Source organism: Corallococcus sp. CA054B (assembly GCF_003611625.1).
Taxonomy (GTDB): domain Bacteria; phylum Myxococcota; class Myxococcia; order Myxococcales; family Myxococcaceae; genus Corallococcus; species Corallococcus coralloides.
On the sequence record NZ_RAVY01000020.1, the window covers coordinates 34098 to 59271 of the forward strand.

Here is a 25174-nt window from a genome sequence, read left to right on the forward strand (position 1 = left end):
GGCTGCCGGTCCGGACTCGATAACGCTAAGGTCGGCCCACCATGGCCGGACGCGTCTTCTTCTTCCTCCAACACGCCACGTACGAGCCCGCCTATCAGGCGGCCTCCATGGGCATCACCGCCGCCGCGATGGGCGACGACGTCTACTTCGTCTTCGCCTTCGAGGCCCTGCGCCAGCTGGTCCGCGGCGGCTTCGGCCTGGCGCACAGCGAGCGGGAGCGCACCGAGGCGGCCCGGGCCGAAGGGCTCAATGTCCCTACACCTGCCCGGATGCTGGAGGAGGCGCGCGCCCTGGGCGCGAAGCTCGTGGCCTGCGACACCACGGTGCGCATCTGTGGTCTCTCTCCGCAGGAACTGCACGGCACGCTGGACGAAGTCATGGGCCTGGCCTCCATCTGGAGGCTGACCGACGGCGCGCGCGTCCTCACGCTCTGAGCGGACACCCGAGCCGGGCCCCCACCCTCCGGAAGGAGACGGATGTCCGACAGGAGAACCGAACCTGCCCTCGCGGATCGCCTGTCGTTGCAACTTGGCAGCATTACCTGAATGGAACCTGCCTGCCGCGCGTCGCTGTAGCCTCGGTGGGCGTCCACGCGTTACGCTGGGGCATTCGCAGTTCGTTGTTCCCCCCTGGAAGGAAACCCTCAAAGCCTATGCGCGCCACGTTGACCCCCCTGAGCGCACTGCTGGCCGGCACCCTCGGTGTTGCCGTGATGGCCGGCTGCCAGACCTATGACTTCGAGCCGGTGGATCCGCTCGCGATCGCCCAGACGACGAAGGAGACGGTGATCACCGCTCGCAAGAGCAAGCCGGACGTGATGCTCCTCGTGGACATCTCCGGTTCGATGACGAAGCCGGTCAACGCCGACTTGGTCGTCAACGGCACGCGCGTGTGTGACTTCCGGGGCCCTGACGGCAAGTTCTACACGTGTGAGGACCTCAATCCCTGCGACACCTCGAAGTGCCCCACGCGCTGGTCGGAGCTCCAGGGCGCCATGGGCCCGTTCCTCGCGGAGAGCGGCAAGCTGGTCCGTTTCGGCCTGACGACCTACCCCGAGCCTCCTCCCATCAAGCCGCCGCCGCAGAACAACACCGTGCCTGAATTGTGCGCGCCTGCCAGCGCTGCCCCTGGCAGTCTGAGCGTCCGCGCCGCTGTTCCGTTCGATCTGGATTCAGACGAGGACCTCCAGAACTATGCGAGCCTGGTCAATGACCAGCTTCAGGGGATCCCCAATGGCGGCGCCAACCGGCCCCGGGGCGGTACGCCGACGAGCGCGAGCCTGGAGTTCGTCGGCACGCAGCTGAGGGCCAACTCCGAGGATCGCGATCAGATCATCATCCTGCTGACCGATGGTCTCCCCAACTGCAACGAAGGCAACCCCTACGATGGCACCAGCGCGGAGTGCCGCTGCACGCTCGAAACGCCGTCGTTGTGCGTGGACAGCTTCAGCCCGTACTTCCATCGTGGCTGCCTCGACAAGAACGCCTCCGTGACCGCGGTGTCGACGCTGAAGGCGAACAGGATCTCCACCATCGTCATCGGCTTCGGCGCGGAGACGTCGGCGGGTGACGGCCCCAGCGTCCTCAACGAGATGGCTCGCGCGGGCGGCTTCGCGCGCACGTGCAAGGCCAGCATCGACTGCGGCGAGGGTGACACCTGCGACGTCAGCACCGGCTTCTGCGGCCGCTCCTTCTACCAGGCGGGCAACCGCGAAGAGCTGGCGGACGCGCTGAAGTCGATCAGCGAGGCGATCCAGCCGGGCGAGCCGTGCTTCACGCCGCTCGAGCAGAGCCAGCTGCCCTCCAATGAGAAGCTCATCGTCGTCTACATCGACGGCGAGCGCACGCTCGCGGGCCCCGACACCTGGTCGCTGGAGAGCGGTGGCGTGCGGTTCACGGGCAGCACCTGCACGAAGCTTGAAGCGTCGCGGCCGGAAGACCCGGTCAGCGTCGAAGTGCGCGCCATCCGCCAGCTGTAGCTGGCAGGCAGGCGGAGGCGGCTTTACGCGGGCGGAGGCGGGGATTATAGGGTCCTCGCCGGCCGGTCGCCTCCGCCATGAAAATCACTGTCCTCTCGCGCTCCGCTTCCATCTCGTCCACGCGGCGGATCGTCGAAGCAGGCCGCGCGAGGGGACATCGGGTCCGCGTGCTCAACCCGCTCCGGGTGCAGATGCATCTGGACGGGGGCAGCCAGGCGACCCTGTTCTACGACCGCAAGAAGCTCACGCCCACCGACGTCGTCATCCCGCGCATCGCCCTGTCCATCAGCACCTACGGGCTCGCGGTGGTGAACCAGTTCGGTCTGGCGCGCGTGCCCCTGGTGAACCACGCCCAGGCCATCGCGCAGTCGCGCAACAAGATGCGCGCGCTCCAGCTCCTGTCCGCCCACGGCATCGACATCCCCGCCACGGTGATGGCCCGGGACGCGGCCCACCTCAAGGAGATGGTCGGCCTGGTGGGCGGGGTGCCCGTGCTGGTGAAGCTCCTCCAGGGCCAGGAGAAGCACGGCGTGATGGTCTGCGAGAGCCTCCAGTCACTGGAGGCCGCGCTCGAGGCGGTGCTCGGTCTGGGGCACAACCTCGTGATGCAGGAGTACGTGCGCAGCACCGGCCAGGACGTGCGCGTGCTCGTGGTGGGTGGTGAGGCCATCGCCTGCGTGCTGCGCAAGCCGCGCCCCGGGCGCCTGTCTCACACGCTGAACCGGGGCGCCCGCCTGGAAGCCCTGCCGCTGTCCCCCGGCCATCGCGCCACGGCGGAGAAGGTCGCCCGGCTCGTGGGCCTGGAGGTCGCCGCGGTGGACATCCTGGACGTCCAGGGGCACCCCAAGGTCTTCGAAGTGAACAGCTCGCCCGCGCTCCTGGAGATGGAGGCCGCGACGGGCCTGGACCTGGCCACGCCCATCATCCAGCGGGCGGAGGCCCTCATCGCCGGCGCCGCCCCCGTCTGGACCGCTGCCCTGGAGACGCCCCAGGCCCTGCCCCCGCCGCCTCCGGGGCGCAAGGGCGCCGTGAAGGTGAACGCGCCGCGGAGTTAGAAGAGAAAGCGCTCCCCGCGCGTCCGAAGCCCCGGTATACGAACGCCGCCTTCCTGGAGACACCCATGCCCAGCACCCGCCGCCTCCCGACCCTGGCCCCCCTGCTGCTGACGCTCGTCGGCGCGCCGGTGCTGGCCCAGGACGTGGACCCCGCCACCCTCTACGAAGTCACCACCGAGGGGACGTCGACGCAGGTGAAGGCCGGAGGGCAGGGCACGTTCGTGCTCGCCATCAAGTCGAAGCCCGGCGCCCACGTCTCCGACGAGGCCCCGCTGAAGCTGGAGCTGACGGGCAAGCAGCTGACGCCCGCCCAGAAGACGCTGACCCGTGAACAGTCGGTGGCGAAGAAGGCGGACGGCCAGCAGTTCGTGGATCCGCGCTTCGAGGTCCCCTTCACCGCGGTGTCCGCCGGCAAGGGCACGCTGGACGCGACGCTGACCTTCTTCATCTGCACGGAGAAGATCTGCGCCCGTCAGAAGAAGACCTTCTCGCTGCCCGTGGAGGTCCAGTAGCCCCCATGCGCGAGCGCTCCCCCAAGCCTTCCAGTGGTGAACGCGGCGGCCACGAAGCCCCGCGCTACGTCCATGGCGTCAACCCCGTGCTGGAGGCCCTGCGGGCCCATCCCGACGCGGTGGAGCGCCTCTTCATCGTCGACGGGCAGGTCGGCGCCAAGGCCGCGGGCGAGCTGCTCAGTCGCGCGCGTGACGCGGGCGTCCGGGTGGAGAAGGTCGGCCGCGAGCGGCTGTCCTCCATGGCCGAGGGCGGCGTGCACCAGGGCGTCGTCGCCGAACTGCGCGGCTTCCAGTACGTCGAACTGGAGGACGTGCTGGACGCGGCGAAGGCCAAGAAGCAGCCCGCGCTCGTCGTCGTGCTCGACGGCATCCAGGATCCGCACAACCTGGGCGCCATCATCCGCTCGGCCCACGCACTCGGGGCCCACGGCGTCGTCCTGGCCAAGGACCGCGCCGTGCAGGTGACGGGCACGGTGGCCAAGGCCTCCGCGGGCGCCGTCGAGTACTGCCCCATCGCGCGTGTCACCAACATCTCCCGTGCCCTGGAGCAGCTGAAGGAAGCGGGCCTCTGGGTGGCGGCCGCGGACGTGGAGGGCGCCGAGCCTCTGTGGAGCGCCCGTCTGGACGGGCCCCTGGCGCTGGTGGTGGGGGCAGAGGGGGCGGGCGTGAGGGAAGGCGTCCTCAAGCACTGCGACTTCCGCCTCCGGATTCCCATGGGCGGTCAGGTCGGTTCATTGAATGCGTCGGTTTCCGCCGCGATTCTGCTATACGAGGTCGCCCGCCAGCGGGGCCGTCCTTCCCGCTGACGACTCCGGATCAATCTCCTTGACTTGGAGAGTGGGGGCTTTTAAAAGGTCGCGCCTCTCAAGCCGCTGCCGAGGGGTTGACGGTCCGCTCGGGATGAGGTAGGGCGGGGCAGTTGCTGGATGGATGCCGGTGTAGCTCAGTCGGTAGAGCAACTGATTTGTAATCAGTAGGTCGCGGGTTCAAATCCCGCCGCCGGCCAGGTAGGACGGGCCGCGGATAAGGGCCCGGGACGCAGCAGGATGGTGTAGAGAGCAGCGCGCAGCACCACAAGCGAATATCTGGAGAGATGCCCGAGCGGCCAAAGGGAGCAGACTGTAAATCTGCCGGCTCAACGCCTACGGTGGTTCGAATCCACCTCTCTCCACTCGGCAATGCGGGAATAGCTCAGTTGGTAGAGCGTCAGCCTTCCAAGCTGAATGTCGTGGGTTCGAATCCCATTTCCCGCTCCAACCGTTGTAGTGAATCGCCAAGCCCTGATAGCTCAGTTGGCAGAGCGCATCCTTGGTAAGGATGAGGTCACCAGTTCAATCCTGGTTCAGGGCTCCATTTTTCGAGGAGTGTCATGTCCAAGGAAAAGTTCGATCGCAGCCTGCCCCACGTGAACATCGGAACGATTGGGCACGTGGACCACGGCAAGACGTCGCTGACGGCCGCCATCACGAAGGTGCTGGCCAAGACGGGCGGCGCCACGTTCCTGGCGTACGACCAGATTGACAAGGCGCCGGAAGAGCGCGAGCGCGGCATCACCATCTCCACGGCGCACGTGGAGTACAAGACGAAGAACCGTCACTACGCGCACGTCGACTGCCCGGGGCACGCCGACTACGTGAAGAACATGATCACGGGCGCGGCGCAGATGGACGGCGCCATCCTGGTGGTGTCGGCGGCGGACGGCCCGATGCCCCAGACGCGCGAGCACATCCTGCTGGCGCGCCAGGTGGGCGTGCCCTACATCGTGGTCTTCCTGAACAAGGTGGACCTGCTGGACGACCCCGAGCTGCGCGAGCTCGTGGAGATGGAAGTCCGCGACCTGCTCAAGAAGTACGAGTTCCCGGGCGACACCATCCCCATCATCCCCGGCTCCGCGATGAAGGCGCTGGAGGGTGACACCAGCGACATCGGCGAGCCGGCCATCCTGAAGCTGATGGAGGCGGTGGACGCCTACATCCCGACCCCGCAGCGCGCGACGGACAAGCCCTTCCTGATGCCGGTGGAAGACGTCTTCTCCATCGCCGGCCGTGGCACGGTGGCGACTGGTCGCGTGGAGCGCGGCATCATCAAGGTCGGCGAGGAAGTGGAAGTCGTCGGTCTGCGCGCGACGCAGAAGACGGTGGTGACGGGCGTGGAGATGTTCCGCAAGCTGCTGGACGAGGGCCGGGCGGGCGATAACATCGGCGCGCTGGTCCGTGGCCTCAAGCGCGAGGACATGGAGCGCGGCCAGGTGCTGGCGAAGCCGGGCAGCATCACGCCGCACACGAAGTTCAAGGCGCAGATTTACGTGCTGTCGAAGGAAGAGGGCGGCCGCCACACCCCGTTCTTCAAGGGGTACCGTCCGCAGTTCTACTTCCGCACCACGGACGTGACGGGCACGGTGAAGCTGCCGGACAACGTCGAGATGGTCATGCCGGGCGACAACATCGCCATCGAGGTGGAGCTCATCACCCCGGTCGCGATGGAGAAGGAGCTCCGGTTCGCCGTCCGCGAGGGTGGCCGTACGGTGGGCGCCGGCGTCGTTGCGGAGATCATCGCCTAGTCGGCTTCCCGCCGACCGGCTTTCACGGGCACTGAGTTGCGGAGGGGAGGGCTGCTTTTGTAGCCTTCCCTTCTCGCATCTGGTGAAATGAACCATGCCTAAGGGTAACCGTTCCATCATCTCGCTCGAGTGCACCACGTGCAAAGAGCGGAACTACACGACCACGAAGAACAAGCGGAAGAGCCAGGACAAGCTCGAGCTGAGCAAGTTCTGCCCTCGGTGCCGCAAGCATACGGACCACAAGGAAGGCAAGGTCTAGGTCGTCCGTTCCATGAAGGTTTAGGCCAGTAGCTCCAACGGTAGAGCAGCGGTCTCCAAATCCGCGTGTTGGGGGTTCGAATCCCTCCTGGCCTGCCAGCTTCAGTACAGGGACCCCCGGTACCGAGCGGTGCCGGGGGTCCCTGCCTTTTCGCAGTCCCGCTTCCGCAGTCCCTCGTGAGGCACCATGGCGACGGCATCTGAGGCCAGCCAGCAGGCTAACCGCTCGGGCATCGACCCCAAGCGGCTCGTGGTCATCTTCTATCTCGTCTCCGGCATCGTCCTGGCCCTCTTCCTGGAGCACGTCTTCGGGTTGCTCTGGAGCCGGTTCGGCTGGAGCGACGTGGAGCTCTTCGAAGGCCTCGGCTGGCGCGTGTCGACGCTCGCGGGCTATGGGGTCGCCCTGGCCCTGGTGCTGGCGGCCTACTTCCACCCTCGCACGCACGCCCTCTCCATCGACGTGGCGGCCGAATTGATGAAGGTCACCTGGCCTACCTGGTCGGAGACCCGCGCATCGACCATGGCCGTGGTCGTCGCCTCGCTGGTGGCGGCCGTTCTGCTCTTCTGCATCGACACCGTCGCCTACAACTTGATGGTGGAGTGGCTGCCTGCCCTGTGGGGGAAGCTGTAATGGCGAAGAAATGGTTCACGGTCCAGACCTACTCGAACTACGAGAACCAGGCGAAGAAGAACCTGGAAGAGCAGGTGCGCCTCAAGGGCCTGCAGGACCAGGATCTGATTGGTGAGATCCTCATCCCCATGGAGCAGGTCGTGGAGATGGTGAACGGCGAGAAGAAGACCACCCGCCGCAAGCTGTTTCCGGGCTACATCTTCGTCCAGATGGAGCTCAGCGACACCACCGTCCACCTGGTGAAGAACACCTCCAAGGTGACGGGGTTCCCGGGCGTCGGCCAGAACGAGCAGCCCCGGCCCATGTCGGACCGCGAGGTCGAGCGCCTCACCGCGCAGGTCACCGAGGGCGCCCACAAGGCCAAGCCCAAGGTCCAGTTCGAGACCAGCGACACGGTGCGCGTCATCGACGGCCCGTTCGCCAACTTCAATGGCACCGTGGAAGAGGTCAACCCGGAGAAGGGCCGCGTGCGCGTGCTCGTCAGCATCTTCGGCCGTGCGACCCCCGTGGAGCTCGACTTCATGCAGGTGGAGAAGACCACCGGCTAGTTTCACAAGTCTTCCGTGCCCGGGTGACGGGCGCGGATCAACGGGTGGGAGGGCCGCCCCGTCTGGCGGCCCGTCGGAACCACCCTCTCGAAAGGCAGCAGTCCGCCGATGAAGAAGGTCACAGGTCAGGTCAAGTTGCAGATCCCCGCCGGCAAGGCGAACCCCGCCCCGCCGATTGGTCCCGCGCTCGGTCAGCAGGGCGTGAACATCATGGAGTTCTGCAAGCAGTTCAACGCCAAGACGCAGGCGGAGGCCAAGGAGGGTCTGATCATCCCGGTGATCATCACCGTGTATCAGGACCGCTCCTTCACCTTCATCCTGAAGACCCCTCCCGCCGCGATCCTCATCAAGAAGGCCGCGGGTCTCCACACGGAGAAGAAGAAGGGTTCGGGCGCGAAGAAGCCGGGCAAGGAGAAGGTGGGGCAGATCACCCGCAAGCAGCTTGAGGAGATCGCCAACAAGAAGATCCAGGACACCACCGCCGCGTCCCTCGAAGCCTGCATGAACACCATTGCCGGCACCGCGCGCTCCATGGGCATCGACGTCGTCGGCTAGCCCGCCCTACCTCTCAAGGATTCCTGCCATGGCTACCAATGGAAAGAAGTTCCGCGCGTCCAACGAGCTGGTGGACCGCAACAAGCGCTACGCCGTCGCCGAGGGCTTCGCGCTGCTGAAGAAGACGGTGGATGCCCGCGCGACGAAGTACGACCAGACGGTCGACGTCGCCATCAACCTGGGCGTGGACCCGAAGCACGCGGACCAGATGGTCCGTGGCGCCGTGGTGCTCCCGCACGGCACCGGCGCCACCGTGCGCGTGGCCGTGTTCGCCAAGGGCGAGCGCGCCACCGAGGCCACCAACGCCGGCGCGGACATCGTCGGCGCCGAGGACCTCCAGAAGCGCATCGAGGAAGGCTTCCTCGACTTCGACACCGTCATCGCGACGCCGGACATGATGGGTATCGTCGGCCGCCTCGGTAAGGTGCTCGGTCCCCGTGGCCTCATGCCGAACCCGAAGGTCGGCACGGTGACCATGGACGTCGCCAAGGCCATCCGTGACTCCAAGGGCGGTAAGGTCGACTTCCGCGCTGAGAAGGCGGGCATCGTCCACGCCAAGATGGGCAAGGCCTCCTTCGACGCGGACAAGCTCGAGGCGAACTTCAACGCGCTGGTGGACCTGGTGATGAAGCTCAAGCCGGCCACCGCCAAGGGCGTGTACCTGAAGGGCATCGCCATCTCGACGACCATGGGGCCGGGCATCAAGCTCGACACCACGGAAATCCTGGCGCGTCACCGCTAATCGCGGGTGCCAGGGCGGGCAGGGAAGGGTGCGCTCCCTGACGGGGAGCGTCAGTCCCGTCGCCCGCGAACGTCGGTCCGTTAGAAAGTGCTGGATCTTTGCGAAAGCCGGGGGTATAGGCCCCCGGCTTTTGCAATTGGGGCGCCATGTCGAGAGACGCGGCGTTCCGACCTGGTTCATGACAGCAGGGACCTGGATTGGAGAAGACGCGTCCGTTGGGAACCGGGCAACCGGTCGGGCCGTCCATCCGCTCCTGGTTCAAACGACCGCAAGGTCAGCCCTGCCGAGACTGGAGGTGCGGTGTGGTGCCTCTCGGAGGCTCCTCCCTCGCTCTGCCACTTTGGCCCAGGCATCACGCCCGACCGTCAGGTCGGGCCATGAAGGAGGTGAGTCAAGGTGCTGAAGAGCGAGAAGGAAGAGATGATCAAGGACCTTCACGAGAAGTTTTCGCGGACCAAGACCGCGGTGCTCGTGGAGTCCTCCAAGGTGAACGTCGAAACCGTCACCAAGCTGCGTCGCAAGTTCCGCGAGGGCAAGGTCGAGTACAAGGTCATCAAGAACACGCTGGCGCGCCGTGCCGCTCAGGGTACGACCGTCTCCGCGATTTCTGATGACTTCACGGGTCCCGTGGCCCTGTGCATCAGCTACGACGACGAGGTGGCTCCTGCGAAGATCCTGATGGATTTCATCAAGGACATGGAGACCATCAAGGTCCGTAGCGCCGTCGTCGCCGGTAACAAGGTCGACGCCAACGGCGTGAAGGCACTGGCGAAGCTGCCGGGCCTCAATGAGCTGCGCGGGATGTTGCTCGGCATGCTCAACCAGCCTGCAGGCAAGCTGGTCCGGACCATCGCGGCCCCCGGGTCGCAGCTCGCGCGCGTCATCCAGGCGCACGCGGACAAGGCGCAGGGACAGTAATCGTCCCGAGAAGTATTTCTACCGCAACCTCTTCGGCCGAGCCGCCCAAATGGGTCGCCGGCCGTTAGTCAACCAGAAGGAACAGTTCCATGGCCGATTTGAACGCGATTGCTGAAGAACTCTCGAAGCTCACCGTCCTCGAGGCGGGCGAGCTCGTGAAGCTGCTGGAGAACAAGTGGGGCGTTTCCGCCGCCGCCGTGGCCGTTGCCGCCGCGGGCCCCGCCGCCGCCGCCGCTCCTGTTGAGGAGAAGACGGAGTTCAACGTGGTGCTGGCGAACGCCGGCGCCAACAAGATCAACGTCATCAAGGAGATCCGCGCGATCACCGGCCTGGGCCTGAAGGAGGCCAAGGACCTGGTCGAGGGCGCGCCCAAGACGGTCAAGGAAGGCGTCAACAAGGACGACGCCAAGAAGATCAAGGACCAGCTCACCGCGGCTGGCGCCACCGTCGAGATCAAGTAGTTCTGTACAGGGGCTACCCTGTTCTTCCGGGAAATCCCGGGTAGCCGCCTGATCGGATGAGCAGGCCGGCGCTCCCTTTGCTGGGGCGCCGGCTTTGCCCATTTGACATTTGCCAAATTTCCCGGCGCCGCCGCGCGTTACTGAAGTTTGCCCCGCCCGAGCAGCCGTCCCCGGAGACCGAATGCCGACGCAGATCCAGAACAATTTCCGCGTGCGGAAGACCTTCGCGAAAATCGCGAAGATCATCGACATTCCCAATCTCATCAACATCCAGAAGCAATCCTACGAGAAGTTCCTCCAGGCCGACATCGCCCCGGAGAAGCGTGAGGACCTTGGCCTTCAGGGTGTCTTCAAGTCCGTCTTCCCGATCCGGGACTTCAACGAGACCTCCTCGCTGGAGTTTGTCAGCTATCACCTGGAGAAGCCGAAGTACGACGTCGATGAGTGCCACCAGCGTGGAATGACCTACTCGGCGCCTATCAAGGTCGTCGTGCGCCTGGTCGTCTGGGACAAGGACGAGGAGACCGGCGCCCAGTCCATCCGCGACGTGAAGGAGCAAGAGGTCTACTTCGGCGAAATCCCGCTGATGACCCAGAACGGCACGTTCATCATCAACGGCACCGAGCGCGTCGTGGTGAGCCAGCTGCACCGCAGCCCGGGTGCGTTCTTCGACCACGACAAGGGCAAGAGCCACTCGTCGGGCAAGCTGCTCTACAACGCCCGCATCATCCCGTACCGCGGCTCGTGGATCGACTTCGAGTTCGACCACAAGGACCTGCTGTACGTGCGCATCGACCGGCGCCGCAAGCTGCCGGCCACCGTGCTCATCCGCGCCCTGGGCGCCGTCGGTGACACGGCGAAGAAGAACCCGCTCGACTTCAAGGGTTCCACCGAGGAAATCCTCAACTACTACTACGCCACCGAGACCATCTACCTGCAGAGCGCCGCGGACTTCGAGAAGTCCGTCGAGCTGGAGCTCCTGCCGGGTCAGCGCGCCACGCGCGACATCAAGACCAAGGCCGGTGAGCTGATCGTCAAGAAGAACCGCAAGTTCACGCGCGCCGCCATCAAGAAGCTTGAGGCGGCGAAGATGACCAAGCTGCCCATCGACGCGGACGAGCTCTTCACCAAGGTGTCCGCCTACGACGTGGTGGACGAGAACACCGGTGAGGTCATCCTCGAGTGCAACGAGGAGGTGTCCCAGGAGAAGGTGGACGAACTCCTCAAGCGCGACATCAAGGAGTTCAAGGTCCTCTTCATCGACAACCTCAACGTGGGTCCGTACCTGCGTGAGACGTTGATGCTGGACAAGATCGAGTCGCCCGAGCAGGCCATCATGGAGATCTACCGGCGTCTGCGCCCGGGCGATCCCCCGACGCCGGAGACGGCGACGAACCTGTTCAGCAACCTGTTCTTCAACCCGGAGCGCTACGACCTGTCCAAGGTCGGCCGCCTCAAGCTGAACTTCAAGTTCAGCCTCGAGGAGCCCCTCGACGGTCAGATCCTGACCAAGCGCGACATCCTGGAGGTCATCCGCTACCTGATCGACCTGAAGAACGGCAAGGGCACGATCGACGACATCGACCACCTGGGCAACCGCCGCGTCCGCGCGGTGGGCGAGCTCTTGGAGAACCAGTACCGCATCGGCCTCGTCCGCATGGAGCGCGCGATCAAGGAGCGCATGAGCCTCCAGGAGATCGAGACGCTCATGCCGCACGACCTGATCAACGCCAAGCCGGTGACGGCGGTGATCAAGGAGTTCTTCGGATCCAGCCAGCTGTCGCAGTTCATGGACCAGACGAACCCGCTCTCGGAAGTCACGCACAAGCGCCGTCTGTCCGCGCTCGGGCCTGGCGGCCTCACGCGTGAGCGCGCGGGCTTCGAAGTCCGCGACGTGCACCCGACGCACTACGGCCGCATCTGCCCCATCGAGACGCCGGAAGGCCCGAACATCGGCCTCATCGCGTCGCTGTCGACCTACGCGCGCGTCAACGAGTTCGGCTTCGTGGAGACGCCGTATCGCAAGGTGGACGCGGGCAGCGTGACGGGGGACGTGGCCTTCTACTCGGCGCTCGAGGAGGAGAAGCACACCATCGCCCAGGCGAACGCGGAGACGGACAAGAAGGGCAAGTTCGTCAACGCGCTGGTGCAGAGCCGCCGCAGCGGCGAGTTCGTCCAGGTCAAGGCCGAGGACGTGGACCTGATGGACGTGTCCCCGAACCAGCTGGTGTCGGTGGCCGCCTCCCTCATCCCGTTCCTGGAGAACGACGACGCGAACCGCGCGCTCATGGGCTCCAACATGCAGCGCCAGGCGGTGCCGCTCCTGCGCACCGCGGCCCCGCTCGTGGGCACGGGCATCGAGGCCATCGTCGCGCGCGACTCGGGCGTGACGTGCGTGGCCCGCCGTGACGGCATCGTGGAGTCGGTGGACGCCAGCCGCATCGTGGTGAAGGCGGACTCCAACGCGGCCCTGAGCGACGTGTCGAGCGAGGTCGACATCTACAACCTGCTCAAGTACCAGCGCTCCAACCAGAACACGTGCCTCAACCAGAAGCCCATCATCCGCAAGGGTGACCGGGTGAAGAAGGGCGACGTGATCGCGGACGGTCCGGCCACCGAGACCGGTGAGCTGGCGCTGGGGCAGAACGTGGTCGTCGCGTTCATGCCGTGGCAGGGCTACAACTTCGAAGACTCCATCCTGCTCAGCGAGCGCATCCTCAAGGAGGACGTCTTCACGTCCATCCACATCGAGGAGTTCGAGTGCATCGCGCGCGACACCAAGCTGGGTAAGGAGGAGATCACCCGCGACATTCCGAACGTGGGTGAGGAAGCCCTCAAGGACCTGGACGAGAGCGGCATCATCCGCATCGGCGCCGAGGTGAAGCCCGGCGACGTGCTGGTGGGCAAGATCACCCCGAAGGGCGAGACCCAGCTCTCTCCCGAAGAGAAGCTGCTGCGCGCCATCTTCGGTGAGAAGGCCGGCGACGTGCGCGACAGCTCCCTGCGCGTGCCCCCGGGCGTGGTCGGCACCGTCATCAACGCCAAGGTGTTCAGCCGCAAGGGTGTGGAGAAGGACGAGCGCGCCAAGCAGATCGAGTCCATGGAGGAGGCGAAGCTCCTCAAGGACCAGAACGACGAGATCAAGGTCCTCCAGGACTCCGCGTACAGCCGCCTCCGCGGGCTGGTCCGCGGCAAGGAGGTCCAGGGCAAGCTCGTGGACGACAAGGGGAAGATCCTCCTGAAGAAGGGGGACATCCTCAACGACGAGCTGCTGGCCACGGTGCCGTACAAGTACTGGGGCGAGATCTCCGTCGGTGATCCGCTGGATGCGCGCCTGCGCGACATCCTGCGCAACCTGGAGGAGACGAAGGAGGCCGTGAAGCTGGCCTTCGGCGAGAAGATCGCCCGCATCAAGAAGGGCGACGAGCTCCCCCCGGGCGTCATCAAGATGGTGAAGGTGTACGTCGCCATCAAGCGCAAGCTGGCGGTGGGCGACAAGATGGCCGGCCGCCACGGCAACAAGGGCGTCGTGTCCCGCGTCCTCCCCGAGGAGGACATGCCGTACCTGGAGGACGGGCGTCCGGTGGACATCGTCCTCAACCCGCTCGGCGTTCCTTCCCGCATGAACATCGGGCAGATCCTCGAGGTCCACCTGGGCTGGGCCGCGAAGGGCGTGGGCGAGCAGCTGCAGCGCTACATCGAAGAGAACTTCAGCGGCGAGCAGCTCAAGAAGCAGCTGAAGACCGTCTACGACGACAAGGCCTTCGGCGACTTCGTGGACGGCCTGTCCGACCAGGAGGTCCAGGACCTCTGCCGCCGCCTGAAGAAGGGCATCCACGTGGCGACGCCGGTGTTCGACGGCGCTCGTGAGACGGAGCTGCACGCCCTCTTCGACGAGGGCCGGCTGCCGCGCTCCGGTCAGATGGTGCTCTTCGACGGCCGCACGGGTGAGCCGTTCGACCAGAACGTCACCGTGGGCGTGATGTACATGCTCAAGCTGCACCACCTGGTGGACGAGAAGATCCACGCCCGTTCCATCGGGCCCTACTCGCTCGTCACGCAGCAGCCCCTGGGCGGCAAGGCCCAGTTCGGCGGTCAGCGTCTGGGCGAGATGGAAGTCTGGGCGATGGAGGCCTACGGCGCGGCGTACACGCTGCAGGAGTTCCTCACGGTCAAGTCGGACGACGTGGTGGGCCGCACGCGCATGTACGAGGCGATCGTCAAGGGCGACAACGTCCTGGAGTCCGGCCTGCCCGAGTCGTTCAACGTGCTCCTCAAGGAGCTCCAGTCGCTGGCCCTGGACGTGGAGCTGCTGGAGAGCGCGCCCCCGGAGCGGCAGCGCAGCTTCGGCGGTGACTTCCTGGGCGGCGGCGACGGCGAGGACCGGAAGTCAGGGACCGAGGCCTAGGCCTTTTCAAAGAAGCCGGTGCGCCCGCCTGACCGGCTGGCTGCTTCCTCGTGGAGGGAGCGGCTGGCCGGGCGCAGGGCGGGGGCCCGAAACGTTTGGCGCCCTGAGCGCTCATAAGTTTTCGGAGGCAACGTGAAGGACATTTTCAACTTCTTCGAGAAGCCGAAGGACCCGCTGTCGTTCAACGCCATCCGCATCGCGCTGGCGTCGCCCGACAAGATCCGTCAGTGGTCGCACGGCGAGGTGAAGAAGCCGGAGACGATCAACTACCGCACCTTCAAGCCGGAGCGGGACGGCCTGTTCTGCGCCCGCATCTTCGGGCCGGTGAAGGACTACGAGTGCAACTGCGGCAAGTACAAGCGCATGAAGCACCGTGGCGTCGTGTGCGAGAAGTGCGGCGTGGAGGTCATCCAGTCCAAGGTGCGCCGTGAGCGCCTGGGACACATCACGCTGGCCACGCCCGTGGCCCACATCTGGTTCCTCAAGTCGCTGCCCAGCCGCATCGGCAACCTGCTCGACATCACCCTCAAGGAGATGGAGAAGGTGCTGTACTGCGAGAGCTACATGGTCATCGACCCCAAGGCGACGCCGCTCCAGAGGGGCGAGCTGATCTCCGAGGAGAAGATGCACCGGCTCTTCCAGGAGCACGGTGAGGACTCGTTCAGCGCGGGCATGGGCGGCGAGGCCGTCCGCGAGATGCTCAAGTCCCTGGACGTGGAGAAGCTGTCCGAGGAACTGCGCAAGGACATGCGCGAGACCACCAGCGAGGCGAAGCGGAAGAAGTACGCCAAGCGCCTGAAGGTGGCCGAGGCGTTCCGCTCGTCCGGCAACAAGCCGGAGTGGATGATGCTGGACGTCATCCCGGTCATCCCGCCCGACCTGCGTCCGCTGGTGCCCCTGGACGGCGGCCGCTTCGCGACCTCCGACCTCAACGACCTGTACCGCCGCGTCATCAACCGCAACAACCGCCTCAAGCGGCTGCAGGAGCTGAACGCGCCGGACATCATCATCCGCAACGAGAAGCGGATGCTCCAGGAGGCCGTGGACGCGCTGTTCGACAACGGCCGCCGCGGAAAGACCATCACCGGCCCGAACAAGCGGCCGCTGAAGTCGCTGTCCGACATGCTCAAGGGCAAGCAGGGCCGGTTCCGCCAGAACCTGCTCGGCAAGCGCGTGGACTACTCGGGCCGCTCCGTCATCGTCGTTGGTCCCGAGCTGCGCCTGCACCAGTGCGGCCTGCCGAAGATCATGGCGCTCGAGCTCTTCAAGCCGTTCATCTACAACAAGCTTGAAGAGAAGGGCTACGTCACCACCATCAAGTCCGCGAAGAAGATGGTGGAGAAGGAGCGTCCGGAGGTCTGGGACATCCTCGAGGACGTGATCCGCGAGCACCCGGTGCTCCTCAACCGCGCCCCCACGCTGCACCGCCTGGGCATGCAGGCCTTCGAGCCCGTGCTCATCGAAGGCAAGGCCATCCAGCTGCACCCGCTGGTCTGCGCCGCGTTCAACGCGGACTTCGACGGCGACCAGATGGCCGTGCACGTGCCGCTGTCCATCGAGGCCCAGATGGAAGCGCGCGTGCTGATGATGTCGACGAACAACATCCTCAGCCCCGCGAACGGCAAGCCCATCATCGTCCCGACGCAGGACATGGTGCTCGGCATCTACTACATGACGCGCGCCCGCGAGTTCGCCAACGGCGAAGGCCGCGTGTTCGCGTCGCCGGACGAGGTGCGCGCCGCGTACGACCACGGTGAGGTCCACCTGCAGGCCAAGGTGGTGTGCCGCATCGACGGCAAGCGCAAGGAGACCACGGTCGGCCGCGTGCTGCTGTGGGAAGTCGTTCCGCGCCGCGTGGGCTTCGACGCCATCAACAAGGTGCTCGACAAGAAGTCGCTCGGTAACCTCATCGACCTCTGCTACCGCCTCACGGGCGAGAAGGAGACGGTGCTGCTGGCGGACCGCGTCCGCAGCGCGGGCTACTTCCACGCGACCCGCGCCGGTATCTCCATCGCGCTCAAGGACATGATCATCCCTGCGAAGAAGCAGGAGTTCCTGGACTACGCGCGCAAGGAAGTGGCGGAGATCGAGAACCAGTACCTGGAAGGCCTCATCACCGACGGTGAGCGCTACAACAAGGTCATCGATATCTGGGCGGAGATCACCGAGAAGGTCGCCCAGGAGATGATGCAGCAGATCTCCCAGGACGAGGCTTCCGGGGACGTGGACGGCAAGCGCGTGACGCGCAAGCAGCCGTCGTTCAACCCCATCTACATCATGGCCGACTCCGGCGCCCGCGGCAGCGCCCAGCAGATCCGCCAGCTGGCGGGTATGCGCGGCCTGATGGCGAAGCCCTCCGGCGAAATCATCGAGACGCCCATCACGGCCAACTTCCGTGAAGGCCTCTCCGTGCTCCAGTACTTCATCTCCACGCACGGCGCCCGCAAGGGCCTGGCGGACACGGCGCTCAAGACGGCCAACTCCGGTTACCTCACCCGCCGTCTCGTGGACGTGGCGCAGGACGCCATCATCAACGAGTACGACTGCGGCACCATGGACGGTCTGTTCATCGGCGCCCTGGTCGAGGGCGGCGAGATCATCGAGCCGCTGGGTGAGCGCATCCTGGGCCGCGTGGCCCTGGACGACATCCTCGACCCGGTGACGGGCGAGGTGCTGGTGCGCGCCAACGAGGAGATCGACGAGGAGCGCGTCCGCCGCATCGAGAACAGCGGTCTGGACAAGGTGAAGATCCGCTCGGTGCTCACCTGCCAGGCCAAGCGCGGCATCTGCGTGGAGTGCTACGGCCGTGACCTGGCGCGTGGCCGCAAGGTGTCCGTGGGCGAGGCCGTGGGCGTCATCGCGGCGCAGTCCATCGGTGAGCCGGGTACGCAGCTGACCATGCGCACCTTCCACATCGGTGGCGCGGCGACCCGTCGCGCGGAGCAGTCCAGCCTGGAGAACCGCTACGCGGGTTCCGTGAAGTTCGCGGGCCTGAACACGGTGCAGAAGGCGGACGGCACGCTGGTGGCCATGAACCGCAACGGCGAGATCGTCATCGTCGACGAGTCCGGCCGCGAGCGTGAGCGCTACCAGATCATCTACGGCGCCCGCATCCTGGTGAAGGAAGGCCAGAAGCTGGAGCCAGGCGTGCTGGTGGCCGAGTGGGACCCGTTCGCCATCCCGCTGCTCACGGAAGTGGGCGGTGTCGTGCGCTACGAGGACATCATCGAAGGCGTGACGATGTCCGAGACGCTCGACGAGGTCACGGGCCTGTCGCGCAAGACGGTCATCGAGTCCAAGGACCCGGAGGCGCGTCCGCGCGTCACCATCCGCGACGCGGCCGGCAACGTGAAGGATCTGCCGTCCTCCAAGAACCAGGCGAGCTACTTCCTGCCCCAGGGCGCGATCATCACGGTCAACGACCAGGATGAGATCTCCGCGGGTGAGGTCATCGCCAAGGTGCCGCGCGAGACGACGAAGACCAAGGACATCACGGGCGGTCTGCCCCGCGTGGCCGAGCTCTTCGAGGCGCGCAAGCCCAAGGACGCGGCGGCGATCGCGGAGATCGACGGCGTGGTGTCCTTCGGCAAGGACACCAAGGGCAAGCGCAAGCTCATCATCACCCCCGAGGTGAGCGGCGAGCAGCGCGCGGACCTGGCCAAGGAGTACCTGATCTCCAAGGGCAAGAGCATCAACGTCCACTCCGGCGACCGCGTGAAGGCCGGCGAGGCGATGATGGACGGCGCGGCCAACCCGCACGACATCCTCAAGGTGCTGGGCGAGAAGGAACTCGCGCGCTACCTGGTGGACGAAGTGCAGGAGGTCTACCGACTGCAGGGCGTGAAGATCAACGACAAGCACATCGAGACGATCGTCCGGCAGATGCTGCGCCGGGTGCGCGTCACCGACGTGGGCGACACCAACTTCCTGGTCGACGAGCAGGTCGAGAAGTGGGTGTTCGAGGAGGAGAACGAGAAGGTCATGTCCGAAGGGAAGCGCCCGGCCGTGGGCGAGCCCCTGCTGCTCGGCATCACCAAGGCGTCGCTCTCCACCGAGTCGTTCATCTCCTCGGCGTCGTTCCAGGAGACCACGAAGGTGCTCACCGAGGCCGCCATCAACGGCAAGGTGGACTACCTGCGCGGCCTCAAGGAGAACGTCATCATGGGCCGGCTCATCCCCGCCGGCACGGGCCTGCCGAACTACAAGCACCTCGACATCGAGGTGGAGAGCCCCACGGACGAGGTCAACGAGATGGAGGCCGCCCTGGCCGCCACCCACGGCGACACCGGCCCGCTGGCCCCTCCGCCGTCGCGGCCGGACACCCGGTCCACCGACGTCGCCTAGTGCTTCCCCGGAGCGTCCCTGACGCTCCGTGAGTCAGCCGCCGTCCTGGTGTCATACCGGGGCGGCGGCTTTCTCGTTTTGCACACTCCGCTACCTGTTCGCTTGACAGTATGTCGCGGTGCGTTATTTTGACGCATCACGTTGTGAGACCCGGAACACCCGGGGGGGAGCGCGACATGGCGACGACGACTGAGAAGGCTGACGCGAAGACGGGCATGACGCAGAACGTGGAGGCCTACCTGAAGGGGCGGTTCTCCGAGGCGCAGAAGCGGTTCCAGGGCCTGGAAGGGGAGGCGAACAAGGCCTTCCGTGCACTGGAGACGCGAAGCCAGGTGGCGGCGAAGGAGGTCCAGGCCCTGTGGACGAAGGTGCAGGCCGGTGAGCTGCGCGCCGACCCCCGCGTCCAGGAGCTGACCAAGAAGGTGGACGAGGCGGGCGTGGAGCTTCGCAAGCGGCTGGATGGGCTCCAGACGAAGGTCGTGGAGGCGGTGGGAGTTGCCAGCCAGTCCCAGGTGCAGCAGATCACCCAGGAGCTGGGCCGCCTGTCGAAGAAGCTGGATGTGCTCCTGAAGCCCACCCGGCGCGCCCACGCTTCGACCAAGAATTCAGGCGGCGCGGCGTCTTCTCCGCGGGCCTGAGCAGCGTTTTCATCACCCATGGGGTGTGCTTAGGTCGCAAACCCCTTTGAATGCCCAGGGTTCCTTCCACGGGAAGGGCCCGGGGTAACTCCCGGAGCGACTTCATGGACAACAACACCGAGGCCCCCCGAGAGAAGACCTCCGTGGCGGAGGCATTCGAGCGGATCTGGAGCCAGGCGCTCCTGGCGGTGAACACGGCGGAGGAGGAGGCTTCCCGCGCCGTGCAGCGCGTGGCGTCCGTCGCGGGCTGGAGCCAGGACGAGGTGAAGCGCCAGGCCCGTGAGTTCGCGGAGCGGCTGACGGGGCACCGCAAGGACCTGGAGCACAACGTGGAGGAGCGGGTCCGCACGGCCCTGTCCCTCCTGAAGCTGCCGCGCCGCGAGGAGCTGCAGGCATTCGGTGCCCGCCTGGAGCGTCTGAGCGAACGCATCCAGGCCCTGGAGCACCGGAAGTGAGTGGACCCGCCGCCTCGGGCGGCAGGTCGTTGGGAACGCGGTTCTTCGCGGGGCTTCATGCCCTGAGCAGTGGGTGCTCCCGGCTCCCGCTGCTCGCGGGCGTGGCGCTCGTGGTGTCCGCTCGGGTGGTGCCCCTCCTGGAGGAGTCCGCCCCCCAGTCCGTGGTCCCCGAGATGGTGGCGCAGGAGGTCGTCTCCGAGGAGGCGGCCCTCATCGACGCCGTGCTGGCCAAGCGCGCCCCGGACCTGGGGCTCACGCTGCGCCGGCGGCTGGGGCAGGCCATCGACGAGGAGTCGCGCCGCACGGGGTATGACCCGCTGCTGGTGCTGGCCCTCATCGACGTGGAGTCCGACTTCGAGGAGGAGTCCGTCTCCGAGAAGGGCGCCCGGGGCCTGATGCAGATCAAGCCCAGCACGCTGCATTTCCTGGCGGAGAAGGAAGGCCTGAAGCTGTCGCGCGAGGAGGTGGTGGCGGATCCCGCCGTCTGCGTGCGCCTGGGCATTCGCTACCTGCGCAACCTGCAGGGCCGCTTCGGCGGCGACCTGGACCTGGCGCTGATGGCCTACAACGCGGGCCCCACGCGCATCCGGGACGCCATGAAGGCCGGGGAGCTGGAGAAGTTCCGCCGCTACCCCCGGGCCGTGCGGCGCGACTTCCGCCGCTTCCGCGAGGGCCATGGCCTGGGCGGGGACTGGGCGCTCGCGCAGCGCGAGCTGCCGCCACCGGCGCCCAACGAGACGCCGACCGCGACGCCCTGAGGGGCTTCGCGGCCGGACTGGAAGACGGGCCCCCGGGTGAATGTTCGGGGCGGCGGAGCGCTCCAAGGAGGGCCGTCCCCGCCTTGTCCCGCTCCCCCGGGTGCGCTAAGTCGTTCGCAAGCTCCCGGGACTGTTGAGGATTCCTGAGGAGGAATGCCCCCATGCCCCGTCCGTCCGCCCGCATTGCCATCACCGTCGCGGCCTCGCTCGTCCCCATGCTGGCCCTGGCCGGCTCGGTCTTCCTGAACGGCGTGAAGATCGACGGAGTGACGAACACGCGCTTCGAGAAGGCCACCGTCCGCATTGATGCGGAAGGGAACGTCCACATCGACGCGCCGGGGTACGCCGCCCGCGTGACGAACGTGACGCCCACGCCCGCGACGCCTCCCACCGCCACGCCTCCGGCCGCCGCGCCGGTGGACGCGGGTGTCGTCGCGCAGGCGCCCGCGCCGGCCGCTCCCGCGGCTTCCCCGACCGTGCCGGGACGCATCACCCAGCGCTACTGGCTGGTGACGGAGCAGACGACGCCGGGCATGACGGACTTCGACATCGACGTGTACGTGAACTCGCGCTGGCTGCGCCGTTTGCGCAACAACGAGGACCAGGTGGTGGTGGACATCACCAGCCAGTTGCGTCCTGGCGCGAACGCGGTGACGCTGATTGCCCGCAAGCAGAACACGGGCAGCCGCCGCAGCACGTCGCCTGGGAACGTCTTCAAGGTGATCATCGGCGAGGGGAACGAGGGCGGCGGCAACGTGATGATTGACACGCCCCTCATCCGCTTCCAGAAGACGGCTGCGGACGTGCAGGACGCGACCGAGGAGTTCACGCTCACCACCCGTTAGGGTGCGCGGGAAGGGAGACGACGGTGTTCACCATCGACGAGCGCTACCGGGGCCTTCCCGCCAACCGCGACCAGGTGCTCGCGCTGCACCTGGCCCTCAACACGCCGCACGTGGCCATCCCGGGCAAGCAGGCCGGGCCGGCGCAGGCCTTCGTGGTGGGGCTGCGCGGCGGGCAGGGCGCGGGCGTCTTCGTGTACCTGTACCTCGTGGAGGCGGGGGACTGCGCGGTGTACGTGTCCGGCCGGCGCATCCAGTCCGCGGATGAGCTGCGCGAGGACGAGGATGACGCGCTCGCGTTCGTGGAGTCGCTGGGCTTCATGATGGACAACGCGAACTGGCGCGCCGCGGCCCCCGAGCAGCAGGACGAGTGGCTGAAGACGCTGCCCGTGTTCTTCCGGGAGCCCACGCTCGTGCCCGCCGTGAAGGCCCGCGCCGAAGAGAAGCGCAACGTCGCCACCACCCTGGGCCGCTTCCTGGCCGCGTTCTGACCCTCCAACCTGGATTGGCACCCATGTCCCGCATCAATTCCTCCTGCTTCCTCGCGTTCGCGCTCGCGTCGGCGGGCTGTGCGCACGTCCCCACGGAGAAGGAGCGCCAGAGCTCGGAGATCCACTACGACCTGGGCATCCAGGCGCAGCAGCACGGCCACGTGCAGGACGCGCTCCAGGAGTACCAGAAGGCGCTGGAGCAGAACCCGGGCAACCCGGAGGCCCACAACGCGGTGGGCGTGCTGCTGCACCTGTCCTTCCGTCGGCTCGACGAGGCGTCGGCCCACTACGAGAAGGCGCTGACGCTGCGGCCGTCCTTCTCCGACGCGCGCACCAACCTGGGCAACCTGCGCCTGGATCAGGGCCGCTACGACGAGGCCATCAAGCTGTACGAAGAGTCGCTCAACGACATGCAGTACCGCAACGGCTACTCCGCGCAGGGGAACCTGGGCTGGGCGCTCTACAAGAAGGGCGACACGGCGAACGCGCTGCAGAACATCAAGTCCGCCGTCACCACCAACCCGGACTTCTGCCTGGGCTACAAGAACCTGGGCATCATCTACGACGAGACGGGCAAGACGGAGGAGGCGTGCCGGCAGTTCGGGAACTACCGTGAGAAGTGCCCGGACGTGGCGGATGCGTATCGCCGCGAAGGCGTGTGCCAGGCGAAGCTCGGGCGGGTGGAAGAGGCGAAGAAGGCGTTCGCGGGCTGCGAGGCCAAGGCCCAGCCCAACGAGCAGGTGCTCAAGGACGACTGCCGCTCACTGCTGGACCACCTCTAGCCGCGGGGACCCCGAAAGACCGTGGACCACGTCGACTTCGGCAAATACCTCAGCCAGCAGCGCGAGCTTCGCGGCCTGTCGCGCGAGGACGTCTCCCGGGAGACGAAGATTCCCCCCAGCCTCGTCGCGGCGCTGGAGGCGGGGCAGGTGGAGCGGCTGCCCGAGCGCGTGTTCGTGCTGAACTACATCCGCGCGTACGCGCAGGTCATCGGCCTGTCGCCGGAGGAAGCGGCGCTGCGCTACGAGGAGGTGGACCGGGCGGTGCCCGCGCCTTCGCCGGCGCAGCTCGAGAAGGCGCGGCGCAAGCGGGCGTACGTCATCCTGGCCGTGCTGCTGGCGGTCCTGCTCCTGGGCGCGGGTCTGTTCCTGGTGCTGTCCGGGAAGCTTCCGCCCCCCACGGCGCGTTGAAGAGGGATCATGGAGCGGTACGCCGACGACGCGTTCGTGCTGTCCACGGTCGACTATGGTGAGTCCGACCGGCTGGTGACGCTGCTCACGCGTGAGCACGGCAAGCTGACCGCGTTCGCCGCGGGCGCGCGCAAGAGCAAGCGCCGGTTCGCGGGGGCGCTGGAGCCGTTCATGCGGCTGCGCGTGCAGCTCGTGGAGACGCGCGGCAGCACGGTCCGGATCGATTCGGCGGACATCGTCGCGGGCTTCTACGCCGCGCGCGAGGACCTGTCGCTCATCGCCCGGGCGCTGTACGCGGTGGAGCTGTGCCGCGAGCTCACGCGCGAACACGAACCGCACCCGGAGCTGTTCGAGCTGGTGGAGGGCTACCTGCACCGGCTGGACGCGAAGGAGGCCGGGCCCACGTCGCTGCTCGCGTTCGAGTTGGCGGCGCTGGCGCAGGCGGGGTTGATGCCCAGGTTCGACTCCTGCTCGCTGTGTGGCGGCCTGCCCGGCGAGCGGCCCCGGTTCGACCAGGGCCACGGTGGCGCGGTGTGCGAGCCGTGTGGCGGACGCGCGCGTGACTCGGTGCCGGTGCCGGTGGCGTTGCTGGCCGGGCTGCGCTCGCTTCAGGAAGGTCAGCGCACGCCGCTGCCCGCGGATCTCCGCGCGCGGGCTCGGGGCCTGCTCAACGTCTTCATCGCGCACCACGTGGGCCGCAAGCTCAAGAGCGTGGACTTCATGGCGCAGGTGGGCCTGGACTGACGGGCAGCACGCGGTCCCCAGGGGGAGCTGTCATGCACGAAGCCGGGCCGCTGGACGTGGTGTGTGTCGGCGAAACGCTGGTGGACTTCCTTCCCGTGGCCGGCGGCGCCACTCGCGTGCGGGACGTGGAGGCCTGGAAGCCATCGCCAGGGGGCTCACCGGCCAATGTCTCCGTGGGGCTCGCGCGGTTGGGCCTGCGCTCGGCGATGGTGGGCGTGGTGGGCTCGGACGAGTTCGGCCACTTCCTGCGCGACCGGCTGGCGGCGGACGGCGTGGACGTAAGCCGCCTGCGCCAGGTGGACCACGCGCGCACGGGCCTGTTGTTCGTCTCGCTGGACGCGCATGGCGAGCGCAGCTTCACGTACTTCCGGACGCGGTCAGCGGAGTTCCTGCTGGACGACTCCGACGTGGATGGTGGCTTCGTGCGGCGCGCGAAGGCGTTGCACTGCGGCTCCAACTCCCTGCTCCTGCCGGAAGCGCGCGAGGCCATGGTGCGCATGCTCACCCTGGCGCGTGAGGCCGGGATGCTGGTGAGCTGTGATCCGAACCTGCGGCTGCACATGTGGACGCAGCCCGAGGAGCTGCGAGCCCTCCTGGGGCGCATGCTCCCGCTGTGCACGGTGGTGAAGCTGTCCGAGGAGGAGATCCACTTCGCGACTGGGGAGCACTCGCCCGAGGCCGCGCTGCACGTGCTGGCCGCGCAGGGCGTGCGGCTGCCGGTGGTGACGCTGGGTCCTCGCGGTGCGGTGTTCCTCTGGCGGGGCGAAATCCTCTCCGTTCCCGCGCCCCAGGTGGCGGTGGTGGACACGACGGGGGCCGGTGACGGCTTCGTGTCCGCCATGTTGAGCGGCCTGGTGCGCTGGTACGGCGACGCGCGCTCGCTGGAGGAGGCGACCCGCGAGGAGCTGGTCGCGCTGATGACCTTCGCTGCGGGCGTGGGGGCCCGGGTGGTGACGAAGCTGGGCGCGGTGGCGGCGCTCCCCCTGGCATCCGAAGTGGAGGGGCTGCTGCCGGCACGTCCCACCATGCGACGCATCGCGCGCTGACGGGAAGCACCGTGCCGGGTCAGGCTCGTGTGTTTCGCTG

Annotated in this window: 24 protein-coding genes and 5 tRNA genes; all 29 read left to right on the forward strand. The window is 66.9% G+C overall.

The window, feature by feature from the left end; all coding sequences use genetic code 11:
- Window positions 1-41 precede the first annotated feature (41 nt).
- Complete coding sequence (locus D7V80_RS07690) at window positions 42-434, forward strand: DsrE family protein (protein ID WP_120587537.1); 393 nt, start codon at window positions 42-44, stop codon at window positions 432-434.
- 218 nt (window positions 435-652) lie between these two features.
- Complete coding sequence (gene cglB, locus D7V80_RS07695; protein WP_120587538.1) at window positions 653-1978, forward strand: adventurous gliding motility lipoprotein CglB; 1326 nt, start codon at window positions 653-655, stop codon at window positions 1976-1978.
- A 77-nt stretch (window positions 1979-2055) separates the two neighbouring features.
- Window positions 2056-3033, forward strand: a complete 978-nt coding sequence (locus tag D7V80_RS07700; RefSeq protein WP_120587539.1) for a RimK family alpha-L-glutamate ligase — start codon at window positions 2056-2058, stop codon at window positions 3031-3033.
- A 65-nt stretch (window positions 3034-3098) separates the two neighbouring features.
- Window positions 3099-3545 (forward strand): hypothetical protein, encoded by a 447-nt coding sequence (locus D7V80_RS07705; RefSeq protein ID WP_014397775.1) that lies wholly within the window; start codon window positions 3099-3101, stop codon window positions 3543-3545.
- Between the two features lie 5 nt (window positions 3546-3550).
- On the forward strand, window positions 3551-4351 hold the full coding sequence (gene rlmB, locus D7V80_RS07710) for a 23S rRNA (guanosine(2251)-2'-O)-methyltransferase RlmB (protein WP_120587540.1): 801 nt from the start codon (window positions 3551-3553) through the stop codon (window positions 4349-4351).
- A 126-nt stretch (window positions 4352-4477) separates the two neighbouring features.
- Window positions 4478-4550: transfer RNA gene (locus tag D7V80_RS07715), tRNA-Thr, on the forward strand.
- 82 nt (window positions 4551-4632) lie between these two features.
- Window positions 4633-4716, forward strand: a tRNA-Tyr gene (locus D7V80_RS07720).
- Window positions 4717-4725: 9 nt separating this feature from the next.
- Window positions 4726-4801, forward strand: a tRNA-Gly gene (locus D7V80_RS07725).
- Window positions 4802-4822: 21 nt separating this feature from the next.
- A tRNA-Thr gene (locus tag D7V80_RS07730) sits at window positions 4823-4898 on the forward strand.
- Between the two features lie 16 nt (window positions 4899-4914).
- Window positions 4915-6105: an elongation factor Tu gene (gene tuf, locus D7V80_RS07735; protein WP_120587541.1), complete on the forward strand. Its 1191-nt coding sequence runs from the start codon at window positions 4915-4917 to the stop codon at window positions 6103-6105.
- A gap of 94 nt (window positions 6106-6199) precedes the next feature.
- Entirely contained in the window at window positions 6200-6364 is a 165-nt protein-coding gene (gene rpmG, locus D7V80_RS07740; protein WP_002617522.1) for a 50S ribosomal protein L33, read from the forward strand.
- 22 nt (window positions 6365-6386) lie between these two features.
- Window positions 6387-6462 (forward strand) — tRNA-Trp (locus D7V80_RS07745).
- Between the two features lie 88 nt (window positions 6463-6550).
- Window positions 6551-6994: a preprotein translocase subunit SecE gene (secE, locus tag D7V80_RS07750; protein ID WP_120587542.1), complete on the forward strand. Its 444-nt coding sequence runs from the start codon at window positions 6551-6553 to the stop codon at window positions 6992-6994.
- On the forward strand, window positions 6994-7542 hold the full coding sequence (gene nusG / locus D7V80_RS07755; RefSeq protein ID WP_014397772.1) for a transcription termination/antitermination protein NusG: 549 nt from the start codon (window positions 6994-6996) through the stop codon (window positions 7540-7542). The genes secE and nusG overlap by 1 nt, the downstream gene beginning before the upstream one ends.
- Before the next feature lie 108 nt (window positions 7543-7650).
- A complete protein-coding gene (gene rplK / locus D7V80_RS07760; RefSeq protein WP_120577859.1) occupies window positions 7651-8097 on the forward strand; it encodes a 50S ribosomal protein L11 in 447 nt (148 codons plus the stop codon).
- 28 nt (window positions 8098-8125) lie between these two features.
- On the forward strand, window positions 8126-8839 hold the full coding sequence (gene rplA, locus D7V80_RS07765; protein WP_120587543.1) for a 50S ribosomal protein L1: 714 nt from the start codon (window positions 8126-8128) through the stop codon (window positions 8837-8839).
- 396 nt (window positions 8840-9235) lie between these two features.
- The gene (gene rplJ / locus D7V80_RS07770) at window positions 9236-9757 is read left to right on the forward strand and encodes a 50S ribosomal protein L10 (protein WP_120587544.1); all 522 of its coding nucleotides are present in this window, start codon (window positions 9236-9238) and stop codon (window positions 9755-9757) included.
- 89 nt (window positions 9758-9846) lie between these two features.
- Window positions 9847-10218: a 50S ribosomal protein L7/L12 gene (gene rplL / locus D7V80_RS07775; protein ID WP_120587545.1), complete on the forward strand. Its 372-nt coding sequence runs from the start codon at window positions 9847-9849 to the stop codon at window positions 10216-10218.
- 181 nt (window positions 10219-10399) lie between these two features.
- Window positions 10400-14626, forward strand: coding sequence for a DNA-directed RNA polymerase subunit beta (gene rpoB, locus D7V80_RS07780; RefSeq protein WP_120587546.1), 4227 nt, complete (start codon window positions 10400-10402; stop codon window positions 14624-14626).
- 132 nt (window positions 14627-14758) lie between these two features.
- Window positions 14759-18970, forward strand: a complete 4212-nt coding sequence (gene rpoC, locus D7V80_RS07785; RefSeq protein WP_014397766.1) for a DNA-directed RNA polymerase subunit beta' — start codon at window positions 14759-14761, stop codon at window positions 18968-18970.
- A gap of 176 nt (window positions 18971-19146) precedes the next feature.
- Window positions 19147-19608 (forward strand): hypothetical protein, encoded by a 462-nt coding sequence (locus D7V80_RS07790; RefSeq protein WP_120587547.1) that lies wholly within the window; start codon window positions 19147-19149, stop codon window positions 19606-19608.
- A gap of 104 nt (window positions 19609-19712) precedes the next feature.
- Complete coding sequence (locus D7V80_RS07795; protein WP_120587548.1) at window positions 19713-20063, forward strand: phasin family protein; 351 nt, start codon at window positions 19713-19715, stop codon at window positions 20061-20063.
- Entirely contained in the window at window positions 20060-20821 is a 762-nt protein-coding gene (locus D7V80_RS07800; protein ID WP_120587549.1) for a lytic transglycosylase domain-containing protein, read from the forward strand. Before D7V80_RS07795 ends, D7V80_RS07800 begins: the two co-directional genes overlap by 4 nt.
- 161 nt (window positions 20822-20982) lie before the next feature.
- Window positions 20983-21666, forward strand: coding sequence for a hypothetical protein (locus tag D7V80_RS07805; protein WP_120587550.1), 684 nt, complete (start codon window positions 20983-20985; stop codon window positions 21664-21666).
- Window positions 21667-21689: 23 nt separating this feature from the next.
- Window positions 21690-22154 (forward strand): hypothetical protein, encoded by a 465-nt coding sequence (locus D7V80_RS07810; protein ID WP_014397761.1) that lies wholly within the window; start codon window positions 21690-21692, stop codon window positions 22152-22154.
- 23 nt (window positions 22155-22177) lie between these two features.
- The gene (gene tgl / locus D7V80_RS07815; RefSeq protein ID WP_120587551.1) at window positions 22178-22936 is read left to right on the forward strand and encodes a social motility TPR repeat lipoprotein Tgl; all 759 of its coding nucleotides are present in this window, start codon (window positions 22178-22180) and stop codon (window positions 22934-22936) included.
- Window positions 22937-22957: 21 nt separating this feature from the next.
- Window positions 22958-23344 carry a RodZ family helix-turn-helix domain-containing protein gene (locus D7V80_RS07820; protein ID WP_014397759.1) on the forward strand — a complete coding sequence of 129 codons (387 nt, stop codon included), beginning with the start codon at window positions 22958-22960 and terminating at the stop codon, window positions 23342-23344.
- Between the two features lie 9 nt (window positions 23345-23353).
- Window positions 23354-24088, forward strand: coding sequence for a DNA repair protein RecO (gene recO, locus D7V80_RS07825; RefSeq protein WP_120587552.1), 735 nt, complete (start codon window positions 23354-23356; stop codon window positions 24086-24088).
- Between the two features lie 32 nt (window positions 24089-24120).
- Complete coding sequence (locus D7V80_RS07830; protein WP_120587553.1) at window positions 24121-25134, forward strand: carbohydrate kinase; 1014 nt, start codon at window positions 24121-24123, stop codon at window positions 25132-25134.
- Window positions 25135-25174: the final 40 nt, after the last annotated feature.